This window comes from Clavibacter vidaverae, assembly GCF_047529985.1.
Classification (GTDB): Bacteria; Actinomycetota; Actinomycetes; order Actinomycetales; family Microbacteriaceae; genus Clavibacter; species Clavibacter nebraskensis_A.
The window spans coordinates 1,801,194-1,817,910 of the sequence record NZ_JBLJAM010000001.1 but is presented as its reverse complement, the minus strand read 5'-3'; the positions used below and the strand labels follow the sequence as shown (position 1 = coordinate 1,817,910).

The following is a 16,717-nucleotide window of genomic DNA, read 5'->3' as shown; positions in this document are numbered from 1 at the left end:
GATCGAAGCATGGGCACCCCTCGATCTGTCATAGAAAACATCACTCTGGAACCTGGTACGGTCATCGCCGACCGGGAGTGGACGCGAACGACATTCCGGCAATGTCGAGCGCGAAATTCGGCGGATCTTGCTCTCCGCCCAAGGCTTGAACGCCTAGAGCTCACTGACGTCAAACTTGAGTGGAGCCCCGCGAATGCCAGCGTTATCAGCGACGTGACGGTGCATGGAATCCGAAAAGACGACTCTTCCAAATTCTTCACGGGTTGCACGTATGATCGGGTGGTCTTCACCGGGGACTGCGGTTCGACCGTCTTCGACCCGTCGCTGTTGATCGGTGGTGATTTGAATGAGGTTTACCGGCAGGCGGTGCTCGCCCATGATCGCGTCAGCTCGAATTATTCTATCGACATCTCTCGTGCGAGCGGAGCATTCTGGTTCCGCGGCTACCGAGCATCTAGGATGATTCTCAATCCAGAGCTGCATGCCATTGTCCGCCTTGAGGATGCCATTGGGCGGGATCTGAGTTGGCTACAAGGCCTGCAAACTACTTTCGATATCACCATCTCGGACATGAAGAAGCGTGGCTACGAGGATGCGCTACTGTGCGCCTATAGGAAATCGAAGTTCTTCGATGCGCAGCTGGCGGCGATCGCTCGTCTTCGCGCGGAGGGCATAGCGGATACGGTCGCACCCACCAGTCGCGCATGAGCGCCGGCCGCTGTGCCGCGCCCGCTCTTGCGGGATGTCTTCGTTAGATGAATGCGAGTCATGCCCTCTCCACGGACTGTCATCCAGGACATCTGGCTCGAACCCGGCACCGTGATCAGCGACCGCGAGTGGACGCGCACCACGTTCCGGCAGTGCCACACACGACGATCCGCCGATCTCGCCCTCCGCCCGAGACTGGAACGGCTGACCTTCACGGACGTCAAACTGGAATGGAGTCCTACGAAGGCGAGCATCATCACCGACGTCGCGGTGCACGGACTCCGCAAGGACGACTCCTCGATGTTCTTCACCGGATGCACCTATGACCGGGTCACCTTCACCGGCGATTGCGGCTCCACGATCCTCGAACCATCGCTGTTGCTCGGCGGCGAACTCAGCCGCATCTATCGAGCCGCTGTGCTGGAACACGACCGCACCAGCCCGCACTACTCCATCGACATCTCACGAGCCCGCGGCGACTTCGAAGTCCGCGGCTACCGAGCATCGAGGATGATCCTCAACCCCGAGCTCCACGCCGTCGTCCGACTCGAGGACGTCATCGGCCGCGACATCACCTGGCTCCGTGGCGAGCAGACCACCTTCGACATCTCCATCGCGACACTCATGGAGCGCGGCGACGAAGACGCCCTGCTCTGCGCTTACCCCGAGTCGAAGTACTTCGACGCCCAGCTCGCAGCGATCGCCCGACTCCGAGCCGACGGCATCGCCGACACCGGCAGGAGCGCGCGCTAGGCGGTGGGGGAGCCGTGGGCGGGCGCCGCCGCGCACCCGCACGACCGGCCGATCACGAGCGTCGGCGTGAACGACGCGTGGTGCGGTGCCCGCTCGGGATCCGGCGCGATGAGGCGCGCCACGGCCTCCTCGGCCATCTCCTCCACCGGCTGCCGCACGACCGTGAGCCGCGGCGCCGCGTACTCGGCCTCGTCGGTGCCGTCGAAGGACAGCACGGCGACGTCCTCGGGCACCCGAAGGCCGAGCTCCCCGAGCGCGCGGAGGGCGCCGACCGCCTGCATGTCCGAGCTCGCGAAGAGCGCGGTCGGCCGATCGGATCCGCCGAAGAGCCGGAGCGCGCCCCGGTAGCCGCCCTCGCGCGTGAACGGCTCGCGGGCGAGCGGGCCGTCCGGCAGCCCCGCGGCGCGGGTGGCGTCCTGCCAGCCGTGCTCACGCGCCTCCACCTCGCCGCCGCCGATGATGAGACCGATGCGCCGGTGGCCGTGCCCGATCAGGTGCTCGACCCCGAGCCGCGCGCCCTCCCGGGCGTCGACGCCGACCGTCTCGACGCCGTCCTGCGCGGAGAAGGTGTTGAGCAGCACCACGGGCACGCCGAGCGTCGGCAGGTCGACCACCGCGCTGCCGTGCTGCACGGTGCTGATGATGATCCCGTCGACCTGCCGCGCGGTGAGCGAGCGGATCAGGGTGCGCTCGACCTGCGGGTCGCTCTCGCTGTTCACGAGCAGCACCGCGTGGCCGCGCCGGGCCGCGCACTGCTCCACGGCGATCGCCATCTCGGCGAACAGCGGGTTGCCGATCTCGGGCACGACGAGGCCGAGCATCTGCGTGCTGCCGGTGCGGAGGGCGCGGGCGCTCGCGTTCGGGCGGTAGCCGAGCACGCGGATCGCGTCGCGCACGCGCTCGGCCGTGGCCTCGGCGACAGGCCGGGGCCCGCTGTTGACGACGTAGCTGACGACCGCGGTGGAGACCCCGGCGTACCGGGCGACGTCGGATCGGGTGACCTGGCCGCGCGGGCGGACCGCGTCTCGCGGGAGGGGGGCGGAGGTCGCCATGCGCCTCGCTCCTCCCTGCCCGACCGGGTCCCGGCGACCCGACGTCGCGCCGGTCAGCGGGATCCTGCTGCGATCCTATCCGCGGAGCCGGCCGGGGCCGTGATCGGCAGGTCGGCGGGGGCGTCGCCGAAGTCGTGCACGTCGAGGCGCTCGCCGCCCTGCAGCGCGGAGCGGTGGGCGACGATGCCGGGCATCGTGTACCGGGCCGCGACCCACGCGTTGACCGGCGGCAGGGTGCCGTCGACGACCGCGCGGACGAAGTCGTCCACGAGGAAGTGGTGGCTGCCCTCGTGCCCGCTCGGGACGCCGTGGAACACCTCCGGCAGCCGGTCCTTGTCGTGCACGGGCGCGTACCCGGAGACGAACGCCTCCCGGAGCTCGGGCGCCACGTGCGCGAGCGAGGGATCGTCGAGCGACATGCTCGGCTGCGTCGTGAGCTCCTCGGAGATGTCGGTCACGTCGTGCTTGTCCTGCCAGACGCTCACGGTCGCGATCTGCTCGAGGCTCGCCTCCGTGCCGAAGTAGCGGAAGCGGGACTCGCGGATCTGCGACGGGTAGCCCACGCGGCGCATCTCGTTGATCCGCATCACCCCGCCGTTGTCGAGCTCGAACAGCGCCGTCGCGTTCGAGAAGTCGTTGTCGAACTGGCTGACCTCGCGGTCGAAGACGCCGTCGCCGCGGTCGTCGCGCACGCCGATGCAGCTGACGCTGACGGCGTGGCCGGGGATCGCGCCGAGGACGCCGCCGATGGAGTGCGTCGGGTAGTGCATGGGCGGGTAGCTGGCGGTGCGCTTCCAGTCGTCGCCGCCGCTGTACTGGTACGCGGCGTAGAAGCCGAGGTCCATGTCGTGGACGTAGTCGCCCTCGGCGTAGAAGATCCGGCCGAACGCGCCCTCGGCGACCTTCTTCCGCGCGAAGACGGTGGCGGGGTTGTAGTAGCTCGTCTCGCCCATCATGTAGGTGAGGCCCGTCTCGCGGACGGCCTCGATGATCGCGGCGATCTCCTCCTCCGAGATCGCCATGGGCACGGCCGAGTAGACGTGCTTGCCGGCGCGGAGGGCGCGGACGACGAGCGGCCCGTGCGTCCAGCGCTGCGTGAAGAGCGCGACCGCGTCGACGTCGGTCTCGAGGAGCGCGTCGAAGGAGTCGACGGCGCCGTCGAGCCCCTCGCGGGCGACGAGCTCCTCCGCGCGCTCGGGGAGCAGGTCCGTGACGAGGACCCGGTCGACGTCGGGGTGGATCTTGAAGAGGGCGGCGAACTGGCCGGCGAACTGTCCGGCGCCGACGATCCCGAGGGAGAACATGGCAGGCCTTTCGATGGTGAGCGTCATCGCTCAGCGGGTGCGGCAGCGCCGTCGCGACGAAGCCGGGGCATCGTCGACGGCGTTGTGCCGGGAAGTCTGGCACGCGCGATCTACTCGTGACAACCCAGGTCGACGGCCCGGACACCGAGGCAGACAGAGCAGATCGCGAAACCTTGCCCTCCGATAGCTACACGTGTAGATTCGCGCCCACCGACCGGCGACGCCGCGGCTCACCGACGAGCCGCTCCCCTCGCGCCCTCGGTCAGCAGCCACGAAGGGCCGACGATGAAGTCACGAATCCTGCGCTACGGCGCACTCCTCACCACGGTGGTCGCCTCCGCCGCCGTGCTCACCGGATGCGCGGGGGGCGCGGGATCCGACGGCGCCATCCAGATGCAGACCGGCTTCGCCCAGGGCACCGACCAGCTGAAGACCCTCACGACCCTGACCGAGGCGTACGAGCAGGCGAACCCCGAGGTGAAGATCGACCTGATCCCCTCGAGCACGCAGTACGAGCAGGACCTCAAGGTGAAGCTCGCCTCCCGCGACGTGCCCGACATCTGGATGACGCACGGCTGGTCGCGCGACCGCTACGCCCAGTTCCTCGCGCCGCTGCAGGACGAGCCGTGGGCCGCGAAGGTGAACCCGCAGCTCGACGCCGCCATGCGCGACGGGTCCGGCGCGATCTACGCGCTGCCGATCGACACCGACATCGCGGGCGTCCTCTACAACGCCGACGTGCTGGCCGATGCGGGGGTCGACCCGGCATCGCTCACGACGTGGGACGCGTTCGACGCGGCGGCCGCGAAGATCCACGCGAAGGGCATCACCGTGGTGCAGGTGAGCGGCAAGGCCAACGGCCCGGCCGGCAACCTCGTCGACTGGATCGCGCCCGGCCAGTACACCGACGCCCAGCTCGAGTCCCTCTCCTCCGGGACGTTCGACGGGGACGCGTACGCGAAGGTGCTCGACCGGATCGCCGGCTGGGTCGACGCCGGCTACGTGAATCCCGACTACTCCTCCGCCACGCAGGACGACATGTCCAAGGCGCTCGGCGCCGGCCAGGCGGCGTTCGTCTTCCAGCAGAACTCGGTCGCGAACAACGCGCTCACCACCAGCCCGGATGCGTCCCTCGGCTTCATGCCGGTGCCGAGCTCCACGGGCGACCCGTACCTGATCGGCGGCGAGATGAACGCGTTCGGTGTCTCGAAGACCAGCGGGCACCTCGACCAGGCGAAGGCCTTCCTCGCGTACCTGGCCGAGCCCGCGAACGACGCGAAGCTCGCGGCGGCGGGTGGATCCGCGCCCGGGCTCACCGACGCCGCCTCCGACCTCGGCCCGCTCCAGGGCAGCTACGACACCTGGGTCACCGGCGCGAAGACGCCCCTCGTCCCCTACTTCGACCGCGTGCACCTGCCGAACGGCATGTGGAACACCCTGGTGACCACGACCGACTCCGTCATCACGGGCCAGTCCGACGTCGCGAAGGCCGTGTCGCAGGTGGAGCAGGACTTCACCAGCCTCCACGGCCAGGGGAAGTAGCGGCCGATGGCCAGCACCCCCGTCGCGCCCCCGCTCGGGCGGCGCCGTCCCCCCGGCCAGGTGCGCAGGCGCCGCGCCGGCGGGGCTGCCACGAGGCCGGGCGTCAACGTCCTGTACCTCCCCGCGGTCCTGCTGCTCGGCGCCTTCACCGCCTACCCGCTCGTCCGCGGCGTCATGCTGTCGTTCCAGAACTGGGACGGCTACTCGCCGACCATGACGTTCACGGGCCTCGACAACTACGTCCGGCTCCTCACCGACGACGTGTTCCGGAGCTCGCTCCTCAACACCTTCGTCTACGGATTCGGATCCACGATCGTGCAGCAGGTGCTGGGCCTCGGGCTGGCGCTGGCGCTCGACCAGGCCATCCGCGGGCGCATGGCGATGCGCGCGATCATCTACCTGCCCGTGCTCGTCTCGCCCGTGATCATGGGCACGATGTACTACCTGCTCTTCCAGTACAACGAGGGCACCCTGAACGACGTCGTCATCGCCCTCGGCGGCGAGCGTCAGGCCTGGCTGGCGGACGCGACCACCTCGATCGCGGTGGTGGTGCTCGTCAACTCGCTGCAGTTCGCGGGGATCTCGATGATCATCTACCTCGCGGGCCTCCAGTCGATCCCGGCGATGTACCACGAGGCCGCGATGCTCGACGGTGCCGGCGGGTGGAAGCGGTTCGTGCACGTCACGCTGCCGCTGCTGCAGCCCGCGTTCGCGACGAGCATCGTGCTCAACCTCATCGGCGGGCTGAAGCTCTTCGACGTGATCCAGGTACTCACCGGCGGCGGGCCCGGCTACTCCACCAACTCGGTGTCGACCCTCATCGGCAAGGCGTACTTCGACAACCAGAGCGCCGGATACGCGTCGGCCATGGGCGTCGCCCTGTTCGTCGTCATCGTCGTGTTCACGCTGGTGCTCAACACCGTCCTCAACCGCCGCCGACTGGAGGCATGACATGACCGCACTCGACACCACCCGGCCGGACGCCGCGGTCGACGCGGGGGAGCAGGAGGCGGGCGCGGGCGGAGCGCCGGACGCGCCCCGCGACCTCGACCGCTCGCGTCCCGCCGGCACGCGGACGCCCGGCCAGCGCGTCGGCCGGATCGCGCTCGGCACGGCGCTCGCGCTCATGTGCGCCGTGCAGCTGCTGCCGTTCTGGATCGCCGTGACCACGGCGCTCCGCTCGCCCGGCGACCCGGCCATCCAGTTCGCGCTCCCGTTCACCCGGCTCACGGCGGACAACTTCCGGGCGGCGGCGCTCGACGGGGGGATCCTCCGCGCCATCGGGAACAGCGCCATCGTGACCGTCGCGGCCACGGCGATCACGTGCGTGCTCGGCGCGCTCGCCGCCTACCCGCTGGCCCGACGGGCGACCCGGCTCAACCGGCTGGTGTTCGCCTGCATCGTGGCGCTCATCATGGTGCCGCCGCTGAGCATCCTCGTGCCGCTGTACTCGTTCCTCACGCAGCTCGGGGCGACGAACACGTACTGGGGCGTGATCCTCGTGATGGTCACCACGCAGCTGCCGCTCGCGATCTTCCTCTACAGCGCCTTCATCCGATCGATCCCGGAGTCGCTCGAGGAGGCCGCCGCGCTCGACGGGGCCTCCACCATGCAGGTGTTCCTGCAGGTGGTGCTGCCGCTGCTGAAGCCCGTGACGGCGACCGTGGTGATCCTCACGAGCGTCGCCGTCTGGAACGAGTTCGCGCTCTCCGGGTACCTGCTCACGGATCCGGGCGTGCGGACCATCGCGCCCGCGATCGCCGCGTTCTTCGGGCAGCAGAGCAGCGACCTCGGGGCGGCCGCCGCGGCGTCGCTCATGGCCGTGGTGCCCGTGCTCGTGGCGTACCTCTTCCTGCAGCGGTTCTTCATCAAGGGGATGGTGGCCGGCGCCGAGAAGTGACTCCGACCCTCCTCGCGCGGCCGGCCTCCCGCCAGGATGGGAGGACGGCCGCGGGAGCGCGGCGCTTCGACGACGAGGGGATCCGCATGGGCACGATCACGATCACGGGAGGATCCGGGCGCATCGCCACGAGCATCCGCCCCCTGCTCCTCGCCGCCGGGCACGAGCTGCGGCTGCTCGACGTGGTGGCGCCGCCCACGCCGCTCGCGGACGGCGAGACCAGCGCGATCGTCGACACGACCGACGTCGACGCGTGCACGGAGGCGTTCCGCGGATCCGACCTCGTGGTGCACCTCGCGGCGCACGCGGCCGAGCGGCCGTGGGAGGCGATCCAGCGGGTCAACAACGACGGCGCGCACGCCGTGCACGAGGCGGTCGTGCGGGCGGGGGTGCCGCGGATCCTCGCGGCCAGCTCCATCCACGCCGTCGGCTTCCTGCTCGCGACCGAGGCTGCGCGCGAGGACGTCCCCGCGCCCCGCCCCGACACCTTCTACGGCCTCAGCAAGGTGCTGCTGGAGGGGCTCGGCAGCCTCTACGCCGACCGGCACGGGCACGTCGTGGTGAGCGTGCGGATCATGACGGCCGAGCCCGAGCCGTCGCAGGCCCGCAGCATCTCGACCTGGCTCTCGGCGGGCGACGCGGCCCGGCTGGTGGAGGCCGTGCTCCGCCTCGACGAGCCCGGCCACCGGATCGTGTGGGGCGTCTCCCGCAACACCCGCCGCTGGGTGTCGCTCGCGGCGGGCGAGGCGATCGGCTACTCCCCGCAGGACGACGCCGAGATGTTCGCGCACCGCTTCCCGGAGCTCGGCGCGGACACCTCGCCGCCCGCGGGCGTGCGCATCGGGTCGATCTTCACGGAGGTGGAGCTGGGCTCCGACATGGGGTGAGGCAGGCGGCCCGCGAGCGGTCGGGGGAGCCGCCGGGCGGCCGTACGCTGAACGCATGCGGAGCTTCCGACGTGCGGGATCCGCACGCACCCCCGAGCCCGGCGACGGCTCGATGCCCGACACCCGCGGCCCCGCCCGCGCCGCCCGCGGGAAGCTGCCGCGCGACGTGCTCGTCCTCGGGATCATCGCCTTCTTCGTGATGGTCGGCTTCGGCGTGGTCGTGCCCGTGCTGCCCGTCTACGCGCGCAGCTTCGGGGTCGGCAGCTTCGAGATCGGCGCGGTGATCTCCGCGTTCGCGCTCATGCGGCTCGTGATGAGCCCGTTCGTCGCGCGGATCATGGACTGGACGGGCGAGCGCACCGTGCTCGCCATCGGCCTCGCGATCGTGGCCCTGTCCTCCGGGCTCGCGGGCCTCGCGCAGGACTACCTGCAGCTCCTGCTCCTCCGCGGCGCGGGCGGCATCGGCTCGGCGATGTTCTCGGTGGCGGCCATGACGCTGCTGCTCGGCTCGACGGATCCCACCCGCCGCGCCCGCGCTATCGGCTTCTACCAGGGCGGCTTCCTCATCGGCGGCATGGCGGGGCCCGCGCTCGGCGCCGTGCTCGCGACCGTCTCGCTCACCGCTCCCTTCTTCTTCTACGCGGCGACCCTCGCGGTCGCGAGCGTGATCGGGCTCCTGCTGCTGTCGAAGCGCACGGGCCCGGCCGCCGCCTCCGGGCCGGCCGAGCCGCCGCGCGCCTTCGGCGAGGTCCTCCGCGACACCCGCTACCGCGGCGCGCTGCTCGCGAACCTCGGCAACGGGTGGGCGTCGATGGGCGTCCGCAGCTCGCTGATCCCGTTGCTCGTGGTCGAGGTGATCCGCGCGCCGGCCGCGTCCACCGGCATCGCGTTCGCGTGCGCCGCCGTCGTGCAGGCCCTCGCGCTCGCGCCCGCCGCCCGCTTCGTCGACACGGTCGGGCGCCGGCCCGCGATCGTCGGGTCGTTCGCCGTCGCCGGCGTGCTGATGGTCGCGATCCCGTTCGCGCCGAACGTGCTCGTGCTCACGATCCTGCTCTGCGTCTTCGGCGCCGCCGCCGCGTTCATGGGCACGGCGCCGGGCGCCGCGGTGGGCGATGCCGCGGGTGGACGCAGCGGCCGTCCCGTCGCCGTCTTCTCGATGGTCTCCGACCTCGGCGCGATCGTCGGGCCGCTCGTCGCGGGCTACCTCGCCGACGCCGTGTCGTTCCCCGTGGCCTTCGCGACGGGCGCCGTGCTGCTGCTCGCCGCCTCCGCATACGCGCTGCTGCGCATGCCGCGGGAGCACCGGACGGCCGCGCCCGCCGCCTGATCCCGTTCCGGCGGCCCTCCTCCACAGCGGGATCGGTGGCCGCCGCGGTCGTCCTCGGACGTCATGCGCAGGATCCACCCCCTGCCTTCCGTATCCTCGTCACCGTGACGACTCCCCCGAAGAAGCCGCTTCCCCTCGAGCACGACTCCACCCGCGACGGCACCCGCGACGCCGTGGAGCCCGCTCTCCGCTCCGACGTCAGCCACCTGGGCGGCCTGCTCGGCCAGGTGCTCCGCGAGTCCGGCGGGGAGGATCTGCTCCGCGACGTGGAGCGTCTCCGCGAGCTCGTGATCGACGCGTACGAGAGCGCGCGCGACGCCTCCATCGACGACGCCGAGCGCCTCGTCGCCACCTTCACGCCCGAGCGCGCGGAGCAGGTCGCCCGCGCGTTCACCTGCTACTTCCACCTCGCGAACCTCGCCGAGGAGCACCACCGCGTGCGCGTCCTCCGCGAGCGCGAGGCCGCGTCCGGCTTCGTGCCCGACTCCATCCCGGATGCCGTCGGCAAGCTCACCGAGGAGCTCGGCCGCGAGGAGGCCATGCGCCGCCTCGGCGAGATGCGCTTCCACCCGGTGCTCACGGCGCACCCCACCGAGGCGCGGCGTCGGGCCGTGGCCACGGGGATCCGCCGCATCGGCGACCTGCTCACCGAGCGCGACGGCGCCATGGCCGGCACGCTCACCGGGCAGGACGTCGACCGCCGGCTGCTCGAGGAGATCGACGGCCTGTGGCGCACGTCGCCGCTCCGCACCACCCGGCCCACGCCGCTCGACGAGGTGCGCACCGCCATGGGCGTGTTCGACCAGACGCTGTTCGAGGTCGTGCCGCGCGTCTACCGCCTGCTCGACGACTGGCTGCTCGGCGAGGAGGCTGGCGTGCGCGACGCGGTGGCGCCCGCCTTCTTCCGGCTCGGCAACTGGATCGCCGCGGATCGCGACGGCAACCCGTACGTGACCGCGGCGGTCACCGAGGAGGCCGCGGGGATCGCCAGCGAGCACATCCTGCTGGGCCTCGAGCGCGTCGCCCTCCGCGTCGGCCGCTCGCTCACCCTGGGCGACGCCGACACCCCGCCGAGCCCCGAGCTGCGCGAGCTCGCCGCCGCGCAGGACGCGCTCGCGCCGCACCTCACCGCCCGCATCGGCACGCGCGCGCCCGCCGAGCTGCACCGCCGCGTGCTCCTCGTGATCGCCGACCGCCTCGCCGCCACGCGCGAGCGCCACGACGATCCCATCGCCTACCCCTCGGCGGCCGAGCTGCTCGCCGACCTGCGCGTGCTGCAGGCCTCGCTCCGCAGCGCGGGCGCGCACCGCATCGCGAGCGGCGAGCTGCAGGGCCTCATCTGGCAGGCCGAGACCTTCGGCTTCCACCTCGCCGAGATGGAGGTGCGCCAGCACTCGCAGGTGCACCGCGAGGCGCTGCGGGAGGTGCTCGCCGTGGCCTCGGCGGACGCGTCCGGCGACGCCAGCCCCGAGCTCGCGCCCATGACGGTCGAGGTGCTCGACGTGTTCCGCACGCTCGCCCGCCTCCAGGAGCGGCACGGCGTCGCGCCGTTCTCGCGCTTCATCGTCTCGTTCACGCAGTCGGCCGATGACATCCGCACGGTGCATGAGCTGGCCGCGCTCGCGCTCGGCTCGGCCGAGGAGGCGCCCGTCCTCGACGTCATCCCGCTGTTCGAGACGTTCGCCGACCTCGACGCGAGCACCGAGATCCTCGACGCGATGATCCGGCTGCCGCAGGTCGCGGCGCGCCTCGCCGCCACGGGCCGGAAGCTCGAGGTCATGCTCGGCTACTCCGACTCGTCGAAGGACGTCGGGCCCGTCTCCGCGACGTTCGCGCTGTTCGACGCGCAGGCGCGCATCGCCGCGTGGGCGCGCGAGAACGACATCGAGCTGACGCTCTTCCACGGCCGCGGCGGCGCTCTGGGCCGGGGCGGCGGGCCGGCCGACCGCGCCGTGCGGGCCCAGCCGCCGGGATCCGTCGACGGCCGCTTCAAGCTCACCGAGCAGGGCGAGGTGATCTTCGCCCACTACGGCGACAAGCGCATCGCCGCCCGGCACATCGAGCAGATGGCCGCGGCGACCCTGCTGGCCTCCGCGCCCTCGAACGAGGAGCGCAACGCGGTGGCCGCGCAGGGGTCCGCCGAGATGGTCCGCACGATGGACGAGGCCTCGCGCGCCCGCTTCTTCGAGCTCGTGAAGGCGCCCGGCTTCGCGCCGTGGTTCGCGCAGGTCACGCCGATGGAGGAGATCGGGCTGCTGGCGCTCGGCTCGCGGCCCGCCCGCCGCGGCCTGTCGGTCGAGTCGCTCGAGGACCTGCGGGCGATCCCGTGGGTGTTCGCGTGGACGCAGGCGCGCATCAACCTCACCGGCTGGTTCGGCCTCGGATCCGCGCTGGCCGCCGTCGGCGACGAGGCCGTGCTCCGCAAGGCCTACGACGAGTGGCCGCTCTTCACGTCGATGATCGACAACGTCGAGATGTCGCTCGCCAAGACCGACGGCCGCCTCGCGGAGCGCTACCTCGCGCTCGGCGACCGGCCGGATCTCGCGGCGCTCGTCACCGAGGAGATGGAGCTCACGCGCGAGTGGGTGCGGAAGGCCACCGGCCGCGGCGAGATCCTCGAGGGCCGGCCGGTGCTCCGCCGGGCCGTGCGCCTGCGCAGCCCGTACGTCGACGCGCTCTCGCTGCTGCAGCTGCGGGCCCTCCGCGCGCTGCGCACGTCGGCTTCCGACGCGGCGGGACAGGGCGCTCCCGGCCAGGCCGACCCGACGGATCCGGACCACCGGCTCCTGCTGCTCACGGTCAACGGCATCGCGGCGGGGCTGCAGAACACGGGCTGATCCGCGCCCGCACCGACGCGACGGCGGCCGGTCCCCGAGGGGGCCGGCCGCCGTCGTGCGTCGTGGGGTGGGCGCGCTACGCCGCCCCGACCTCCCGGCGGATCGCCGCCGCGAACCGGTCGATGTCGTCCTCGGTGGTGTCGAAGGAGCACATCCAGCGCACCTCGCGGCGGGCCGGATCCCAGTCGTAGAAGCGGAACTCGCCGCGGAGGCGGTCGGCGACGCCCTCGGGCAGGATCGCGAACAGGCCGTTCGCCTGCGTCTCCTGCGTGAACTCGACGCCGTCCACGCCGTCGAGCGCCGACCGGAGTCGCGCGGCCATGCCGTTCGCGTGGCGCGCGGAGCGGAGGTAGAGCGGCACGCCGTCGACCTCGGATCCGAGCAGCGCCAGCAGCTGCGCGCTCACGAACCGCATCTTCGAGGCGAGCTGCATGTTGAGCTTGCGGAGGTAGGTGAGCCCCTCGGACGCCTCGGGGTCGAGCACGACGATCGCCTCGCCGTAGAGCAGGCCGTTCTTGGTGCCGCCGAAGCTGACGACGTCGACGCCCGCGTCCGACGTGAACGCGCGGAACGGCGCGTCCAGCGTCGCGGCCGCGTTCGACAGGCGGGCGCCGTCCATGTGCAGGCGCATGCCGCGCTCGTGCGCGTGGTCGGCGATCGCCCGCACCTCGGCCGGCGTGTAGACGGTGCCGAGCTCGGTGGTCTGCGTGATGCTCACGGCGAGCGGCTGCGCGCGGTGCTCGTCGCCCCAGCCCCACGCCTCGCGGTCGATCAGCTCGGGCGTGAGCTTGCCGTCCTCGGTGGGCACCTGGAGCAGCTTGATGCCGGCGACGCGCTCGGGGGCGCCGCCCTCGTCGGTGTTGATGTGCGCGGTGGTCGCGCAGACCACGGCGCCCCAGCGCGGCAGCATCGAGAGCAGGCCGGTGACGTTCGCGCCCGTGCCGTTGAAGACGGGGAACGCCTCAGCGCCGCGGCCGAAGTGCTCGCCGACGACCTCCTGGAGGCGGGCCGTGTAGGCGTCGCCGCCGTACGCGACCTGGTGCCCGCCGTTCGCGGCCGCGATGGCCTCGAGCACCTCGGGGTGGATCCCGGAGTAGTTGTCGGAGGCGAACCCGCGGGCGGCGGTGTCGTGGAGCTGGAGGGGGGAGACGGGGGAGGCGGCGGTGGCGTCGGTCACGGATCCATCCTCGCCTACCCGACGGGTGCCGCCCGCCTAGGCCGGGAAGCCGTGGAGCGCGACGTGCTGGAGCAGGATCACCGTCTTGCCGTCGGCGATCCGACCGTCGGCGACCATCGCGAGGGCCTCCTCGAGCGTCACCTCGATCCGCTCGATGTCCTCGCCCTCGTCGGCCACGCCGCCGCCCGCGCTCACCACGTCCTCCGGCGCGTACGCGGCGAGGTAGTGGTGGACGCGCTCGGTGACGGATCCGGGGCTCATGAAGAGGTCGAACAGGTGCGTGAGCGCGACGATCTCCACGCCCAGCTCCTCCCGGGCCTCGCGGCGGATCGCGTCCTCGGGGGAGTCCTCGTCGAGGAGGCCGGCCGCCGCCTCGATCAGCATGCCGTCGGGGTGGCCGTTGACGTAGGCGGGGTAGCGGAACTGGCGGGTGAGGAGGATCCGGTGCGTGTCGGCCGCGTAGAGCAGGACGGTGGCGCCGTCGCCCCGGTCGTAGGTCTCACGCTGCTGCTCCTGCCAGGATCCGTCGCGCAGCCGCAGGTCGAGCGTCGTCCGGCGGAGCACATGCCAGCCGTCGGAGGTGACCTCGACGCGCCTCACGACCACGTCGGGGTTGCGGTCGAGGTCCGCCCCGCGGAGGTGGAGGCCGGTGCGGCCGCGGGAGTCAGGGGCGGTCTCACCGGGGCGCGTCATGGGGCCATCTTCGCGGGGTGCCCGGCGGCGGCGCGTCCGTCCGACGGCGGATCCGCGCGGCGGACGGCGTGGATCAGGCGCGCCCCTGCAGGATCAGGTTCCAGTACACCCACGGCAGCACGTACCGGTCGGCGAGGAACGTCATGCGGCGCTCCTTCGCGAGGCCCTTCCAGCCCGGGATGGTGGGCTTCGGGCGGTAGCGGTCGTCGAACTCGGCGAACACGACGGTCGAGCGCGAGACGACGAACGGGCACACCGAGTAGCCGTTGTAGGTCTGCCGCAGCGGCTTGCCCTTCAGCGCTGCGACGAGGTTCTTCGCGACCGTGGTGGTCTGCTGGCGGAGCGCGCCGCCGGACTTCGAGTTCGTGGTGGCCGCGGCATCGCCGAGCGCCCACACGTCGGGGAAGCGCGGGTGGCGGAGGGTCAGCGGATCCACCTCGACGAAGCCGCTCGCGTCGCCCGGCGCCGCGAGGCCGGTGTCGGCGAGCCAGTCGGGCGCGGACTGCGGCGGGACGGCGTGGAGGACGTCGTAGGCGATGGTCTCGCGCTCCGCGTCGCCGAGGCCTTGCTGCGCCGCGTGGTCCGGGCCGAGGAGCGCGCGGGAGCGGGTGACGCCGGCGATCTCGACGGTGCGGGCGCCCGGATCCACCGCCACGAGCTCCCGCCCGTACCGCACCTCGATGCCGTACTCGGCGACCTTGCGCTCGAGCTCGGCGTCGATGAGCGGCATGCCGAACATGGTGGGGGTCGGCACGACGAGGACGACGCGGATGTCGTCGAGCACGCCGATCGCGCGCCAGTGGTCGCACGCGAGGTACATCGGCTTCTGCGACGCGCCCGAGCAGGTGCCGGGGCCGTCGGGCTGCGTGAAGACGACCGTGCCGGAGCGCACGTCGCGCAGCACCTTCGACGCCTTGGCCGCGTAGTGGTGCTCGTAGTTCGAGATGCCGACGGGCGACGCCATGGCGTCGACGAGGCCGGGCACCGCGTCCCAGTCCTTCTGGATGCCCGGGCACACGATGAGCTGGCCGTAGCCGACGCTCCGTCCCGAGGCGAGCGTCACGGTCTTCGCCACCGGGTCGATGCCGGCGACGCGGTCCCGGATCCACGTGACGCCCTTCGGCGTGACGGACCCCTGCGGCCGCGTGGCCTGCGACGCCCGCGCGGTGCCGCCGGCGACGTGGGAGAAGATCGGCTGGTAGTAGTGCGTGTCGCGCGGCTCGATGACCGCGACGTCGTCGACGCCGTACCGCCGGAGGCGACCCGCGACCGAGAGCCCCGCGTTCCCCCCGCCGATGACGAGGACGTCGTGATGCGGGGTCGTGCCGGGGGCAGCGGTCATGGGCTCACCCTAGGCCGGGGGTGTTACGCACGGCCGGGCGGCGGCGCTACCGCCCGATGCCGGCGAGCGAGCCGACCGTCTTGCCCGCGGGATCCCCGATGAGGCATGTCACGGTGCGATCGCCGGTCATCCAGCCCTCGGCCGTCGGCTGGTAGTAGGTGTACTCGTAGATCGAGTCCTTGTAGTCGAAGTCGATGAAGGAGTCGAAGGCCTTGCCGCACTCGTCGTCGGCCTGCGCGTCGACCGGATCCGAGCCGGGGTAGTCGGAGCCGCCCGTGAGGGTCACCTCCCGGTACGCCTCGAAGTCGTGCGGATCGGAGCACGGGACCGTGCGCACCGCGGTCACCTCCTGGGAGACCCCGTCCCCGGTCTCGCCCGACAGGCTGTCGACGAGGGTCTGGTCCTCGATGCAGTCGCCCTGGCGCAGGTCGAACACGCCGGTCCTGCCGCTCGCGGTGATGGCGCCTTCGTCGTCGCGCGGAGCGTCGTGCGGGAGCAGGTCGGCGATCTGCTGCAGCGAGCACGCGCTGAGCGCCGCGACGACGAGGACGGCCGCGAGCGCGGAGGGCAGGATGCGGCGGGCGGCGACGGCCATGGGGATCCTCGGGTTCGGGGAGCGGAACGCGCTCACCGTAGCGGTGCGGCTCGCGTGCTCGCGCGAGTTGCGGGTGGGGGCGCGGCGTCAGTCGAAGCGCGCGCCGCCGGGACGCGACCGACCCGCGGTCATGATCACGTAGACGATCGTCCCGAGGATCGGGATGAAGTTGATGAGCGTCCACGTGCCGCTGCGGTCGACGTCGTGCAGCCGGCGCCACGAGACGGCGAGCGACGGGACGAACACGGCCAGCTGGAGCACGGCGGAGATCCCGCTCCAGACGTCCACGACGGCGAAGCGGTCGACGACGTCCATCGGATCGCGTCCGCCCGTGGCGAGGCCGCTCAGGACGTCGAGCGCGTTGAAGGCGACGAACGCCGTCAGCGCCCACCACCAGAACTCGCTGCGGCTCGCCCGCCCGCGGAACGTCGCGTACTTGAGGAAGAACCGCCGCATCGCCTCGGCCCAGGACGCGCCGTAGAGGGGCAGCTCAAGCGGCGGCGGGGATCCGGGCGTCATCGCGGCGGTCATGCGTCGACCGTATCGGTGCCCGGCCGGATCCGCAGGGGGAGCGGATCCGGCCAGCCGGTCGGCCGCGGC

General features: G+C 72.0%; 15 protein-coding genes. 8 read left to right on the top strand and 7 right to left on the bottom strand.

What is annotated here, in order from left to right:
- Positions 1–9 precede the first annotated feature (9 nt).
- Together ACMT9T_RS08515 and ACMT9T_RS08510 are read left to right on the top strand one after the other, a co-directional pair.
- A complete protein-coding gene (locus ACMT9T_RS08515; protein ID WP_414745135.1) occupies positions 10–708 on the top strand; it encodes a hypothetical protein in 699 nt (232 codons plus the stop codon).
- Positions 709–768: 60 nt separating this feature from the next.
- Positions 769–1,461, top strand: coding sequence for a hypothetical protein (locus ACMT9T_RS08510; RefSeq protein ID WP_414745134.1), 693 nt, complete (start codon positions 769–771; stop codon positions 1,459–1,461).
- Here ACMT9T_RS08510 and ACMT9T_RS08505 read toward each other — a convergent pair.
- Together ACMT9T_RS08505 and ACMT9T_RS08500 are read right to left on the bottom strand one after the other, a co-directional pair.
- The gene (locus tag ACMT9T_RS08505) at positions 1,458–2,513 is read right to left on the bottom strand and encodes a LacI family DNA-binding transcriptional regulator (protein ID WP_414745133.1); all 1,056 of its coding nucleotides are present in this window, start codon (positions 2,511–2,513) and stop codon (positions 1,458–1,460) included. The genes ACMT9T_RS08510 and ACMT9T_RS08505 overlap by 4 nt on opposite strands.
- 53 nt (positions 2,514–2,566) lie before the next feature.
- On the bottom strand, positions 2,567–3,844 hold the full coding sequence (locus tag ACMT9T_RS08500) for a Gfo/Idh/MocA family protein (protein ID WP_414745132.1): 1,278 nt from the start codon (positions 3,842–3,844) through the stop codon (positions 2,567–2,569).
- Positions 3,845–4,102: 258 nt separating this feature from the next.
- Here ACMT9T_RS08500 and ACMT9T_RS08495 point away from each other — a divergent pair, with 258 nt between their 5' ends.
- The 6 genes from ACMT9T_RS08495 (at position 4,103) to ACMT9T_RS08470 (ending at position 12,310) form a co-directional block, all read left to right on the top strand.
- On the top strand, positions 4,103–5,359 hold the full coding sequence (locus ACMT9T_RS08495; RefSeq protein ID WP_414745131.1) for an ABC transporter substrate-binding protein: 1,257 nt from the start codon (positions 4,103–4,105) through the stop codon (positions 5,357–5,359).
- Positions 5,360–5,365: 6 nt separating this feature from the next.
- A complete protein-coding gene (locus ACMT9T_RS08490; RefSeq protein WP_414745130.1) occupies positions 5,366–6,310 on the top strand; it encodes a carbohydrate ABC transporter permease in 945 nt (314 codons plus the stop codon).
- A 1-nt stretch (position 6,311) separates the two neighbouring features.
- Positions 6,312–7,259, top strand: coding sequence for a carbohydrate ABC transporter permease (locus tag ACMT9T_RS08485; protein ID WP_414745129.1), 948 nt, complete (start codon positions 6,312–6,314; stop codon positions 7,257–7,259).
- Between the two features lie 86 nt (positions 7,260–7,345).
- Positions 7,346–8,146 (top strand): NAD-dependent epimerase/dehydratase family protein, encoded by an 801-nt coding sequence (locus tag ACMT9T_RS08480; RefSeq protein WP_414745128.1) that lies wholly within the window; start codon positions 7,346–7,348, stop codon positions 8,144–8,146.
- 55 nt (positions 8,147–8,201) lie between these two features.
- Positions 8,202–9,473 (top strand): MFS transporter, encoded by a 1,272-nt coding sequence (locus ACMT9T_RS08475; protein WP_414745127.1) that lies wholly within the window; start codon positions 8,202–8,204, stop codon positions 9,471–9,473.
- A gap of 104 nt (positions 9,474–9,577) precedes the next feature.
- Positions 9,578–12,310 (top strand): phosphoenolpyruvate carboxylase, encoded by a 2,733-nt coding sequence (locus ACMT9T_RS08470; protein ID WP_414745126.1) that lies wholly within the window; start codon positions 9,578–9,580, stop codon positions 12,308–12,310.
- A gap of 76 nt (positions 12,311–12,386) precedes the next feature.
- On the opposite strand, the gene ACMT9T_RS08465 is transcribed toward ACMT9T_RS08470, so the two are convergent.
- From ACMT9T_RS08465 to ACMT9T_RS08445, 5 genes are all read right to left on the bottom strand, one after another.
- Positions 12,387–13,487: a threonine aldolase family protein gene (locus ACMT9T_RS08465; RefSeq protein ID WP_414745125.1), complete on the bottom strand. Its 1,101-nt coding sequence runs from the start codon at positions 13,485–13,487 to the stop codon at positions 12,387–12,389.
- A gap of 36 nt (positions 13,488–13,523) precedes the next feature.
- Positions 13,524–14,180, bottom strand: coding sequence for an NUDIX domain-containing protein (locus ACMT9T_RS08460; protein ID WP_414745124.1), 657 nt, complete (start codon positions 14,178–14,180; stop codon positions 13,524–13,526).
- Between the two features lie 73 nt (positions 14,181–14,253).
- Positions 14,254–15,522 carry an NAD(P)/FAD-dependent oxidoreductase gene (locus ACMT9T_RS08455; RefSeq protein ID WP_414745123.1) on the bottom strand — a complete coding sequence of 423 codons (1,269 nt, stop codon included), beginning with the start codon at positions 15,520–15,522 and terminating at the stop codon, positions 14,254–14,256.
- 46 nt (positions 15,523–15,568) lie between these two features.
- Entirely contained in the window at positions 15,569–16,117 is a 549-nt protein-coding gene (locus tag ACMT9T_RS08450; RefSeq protein WP_414745122.1) for a septum formation family protein, read from the bottom strand.
- Positions 16,118–16,204: 87 nt separating this feature from the next.
- Complete coding sequence (locus ACMT9T_RS08445) at positions 16,205–16,648, bottom strand: DUF805 domain-containing protein (protein ID WP_414745121.1); 444 nt, start codon at positions 16,646–16,648, stop codon at positions 16,205–16,207.
- Between the last annotated feature and the right edge of the window lie 69 nt (positions 16,649–16,717).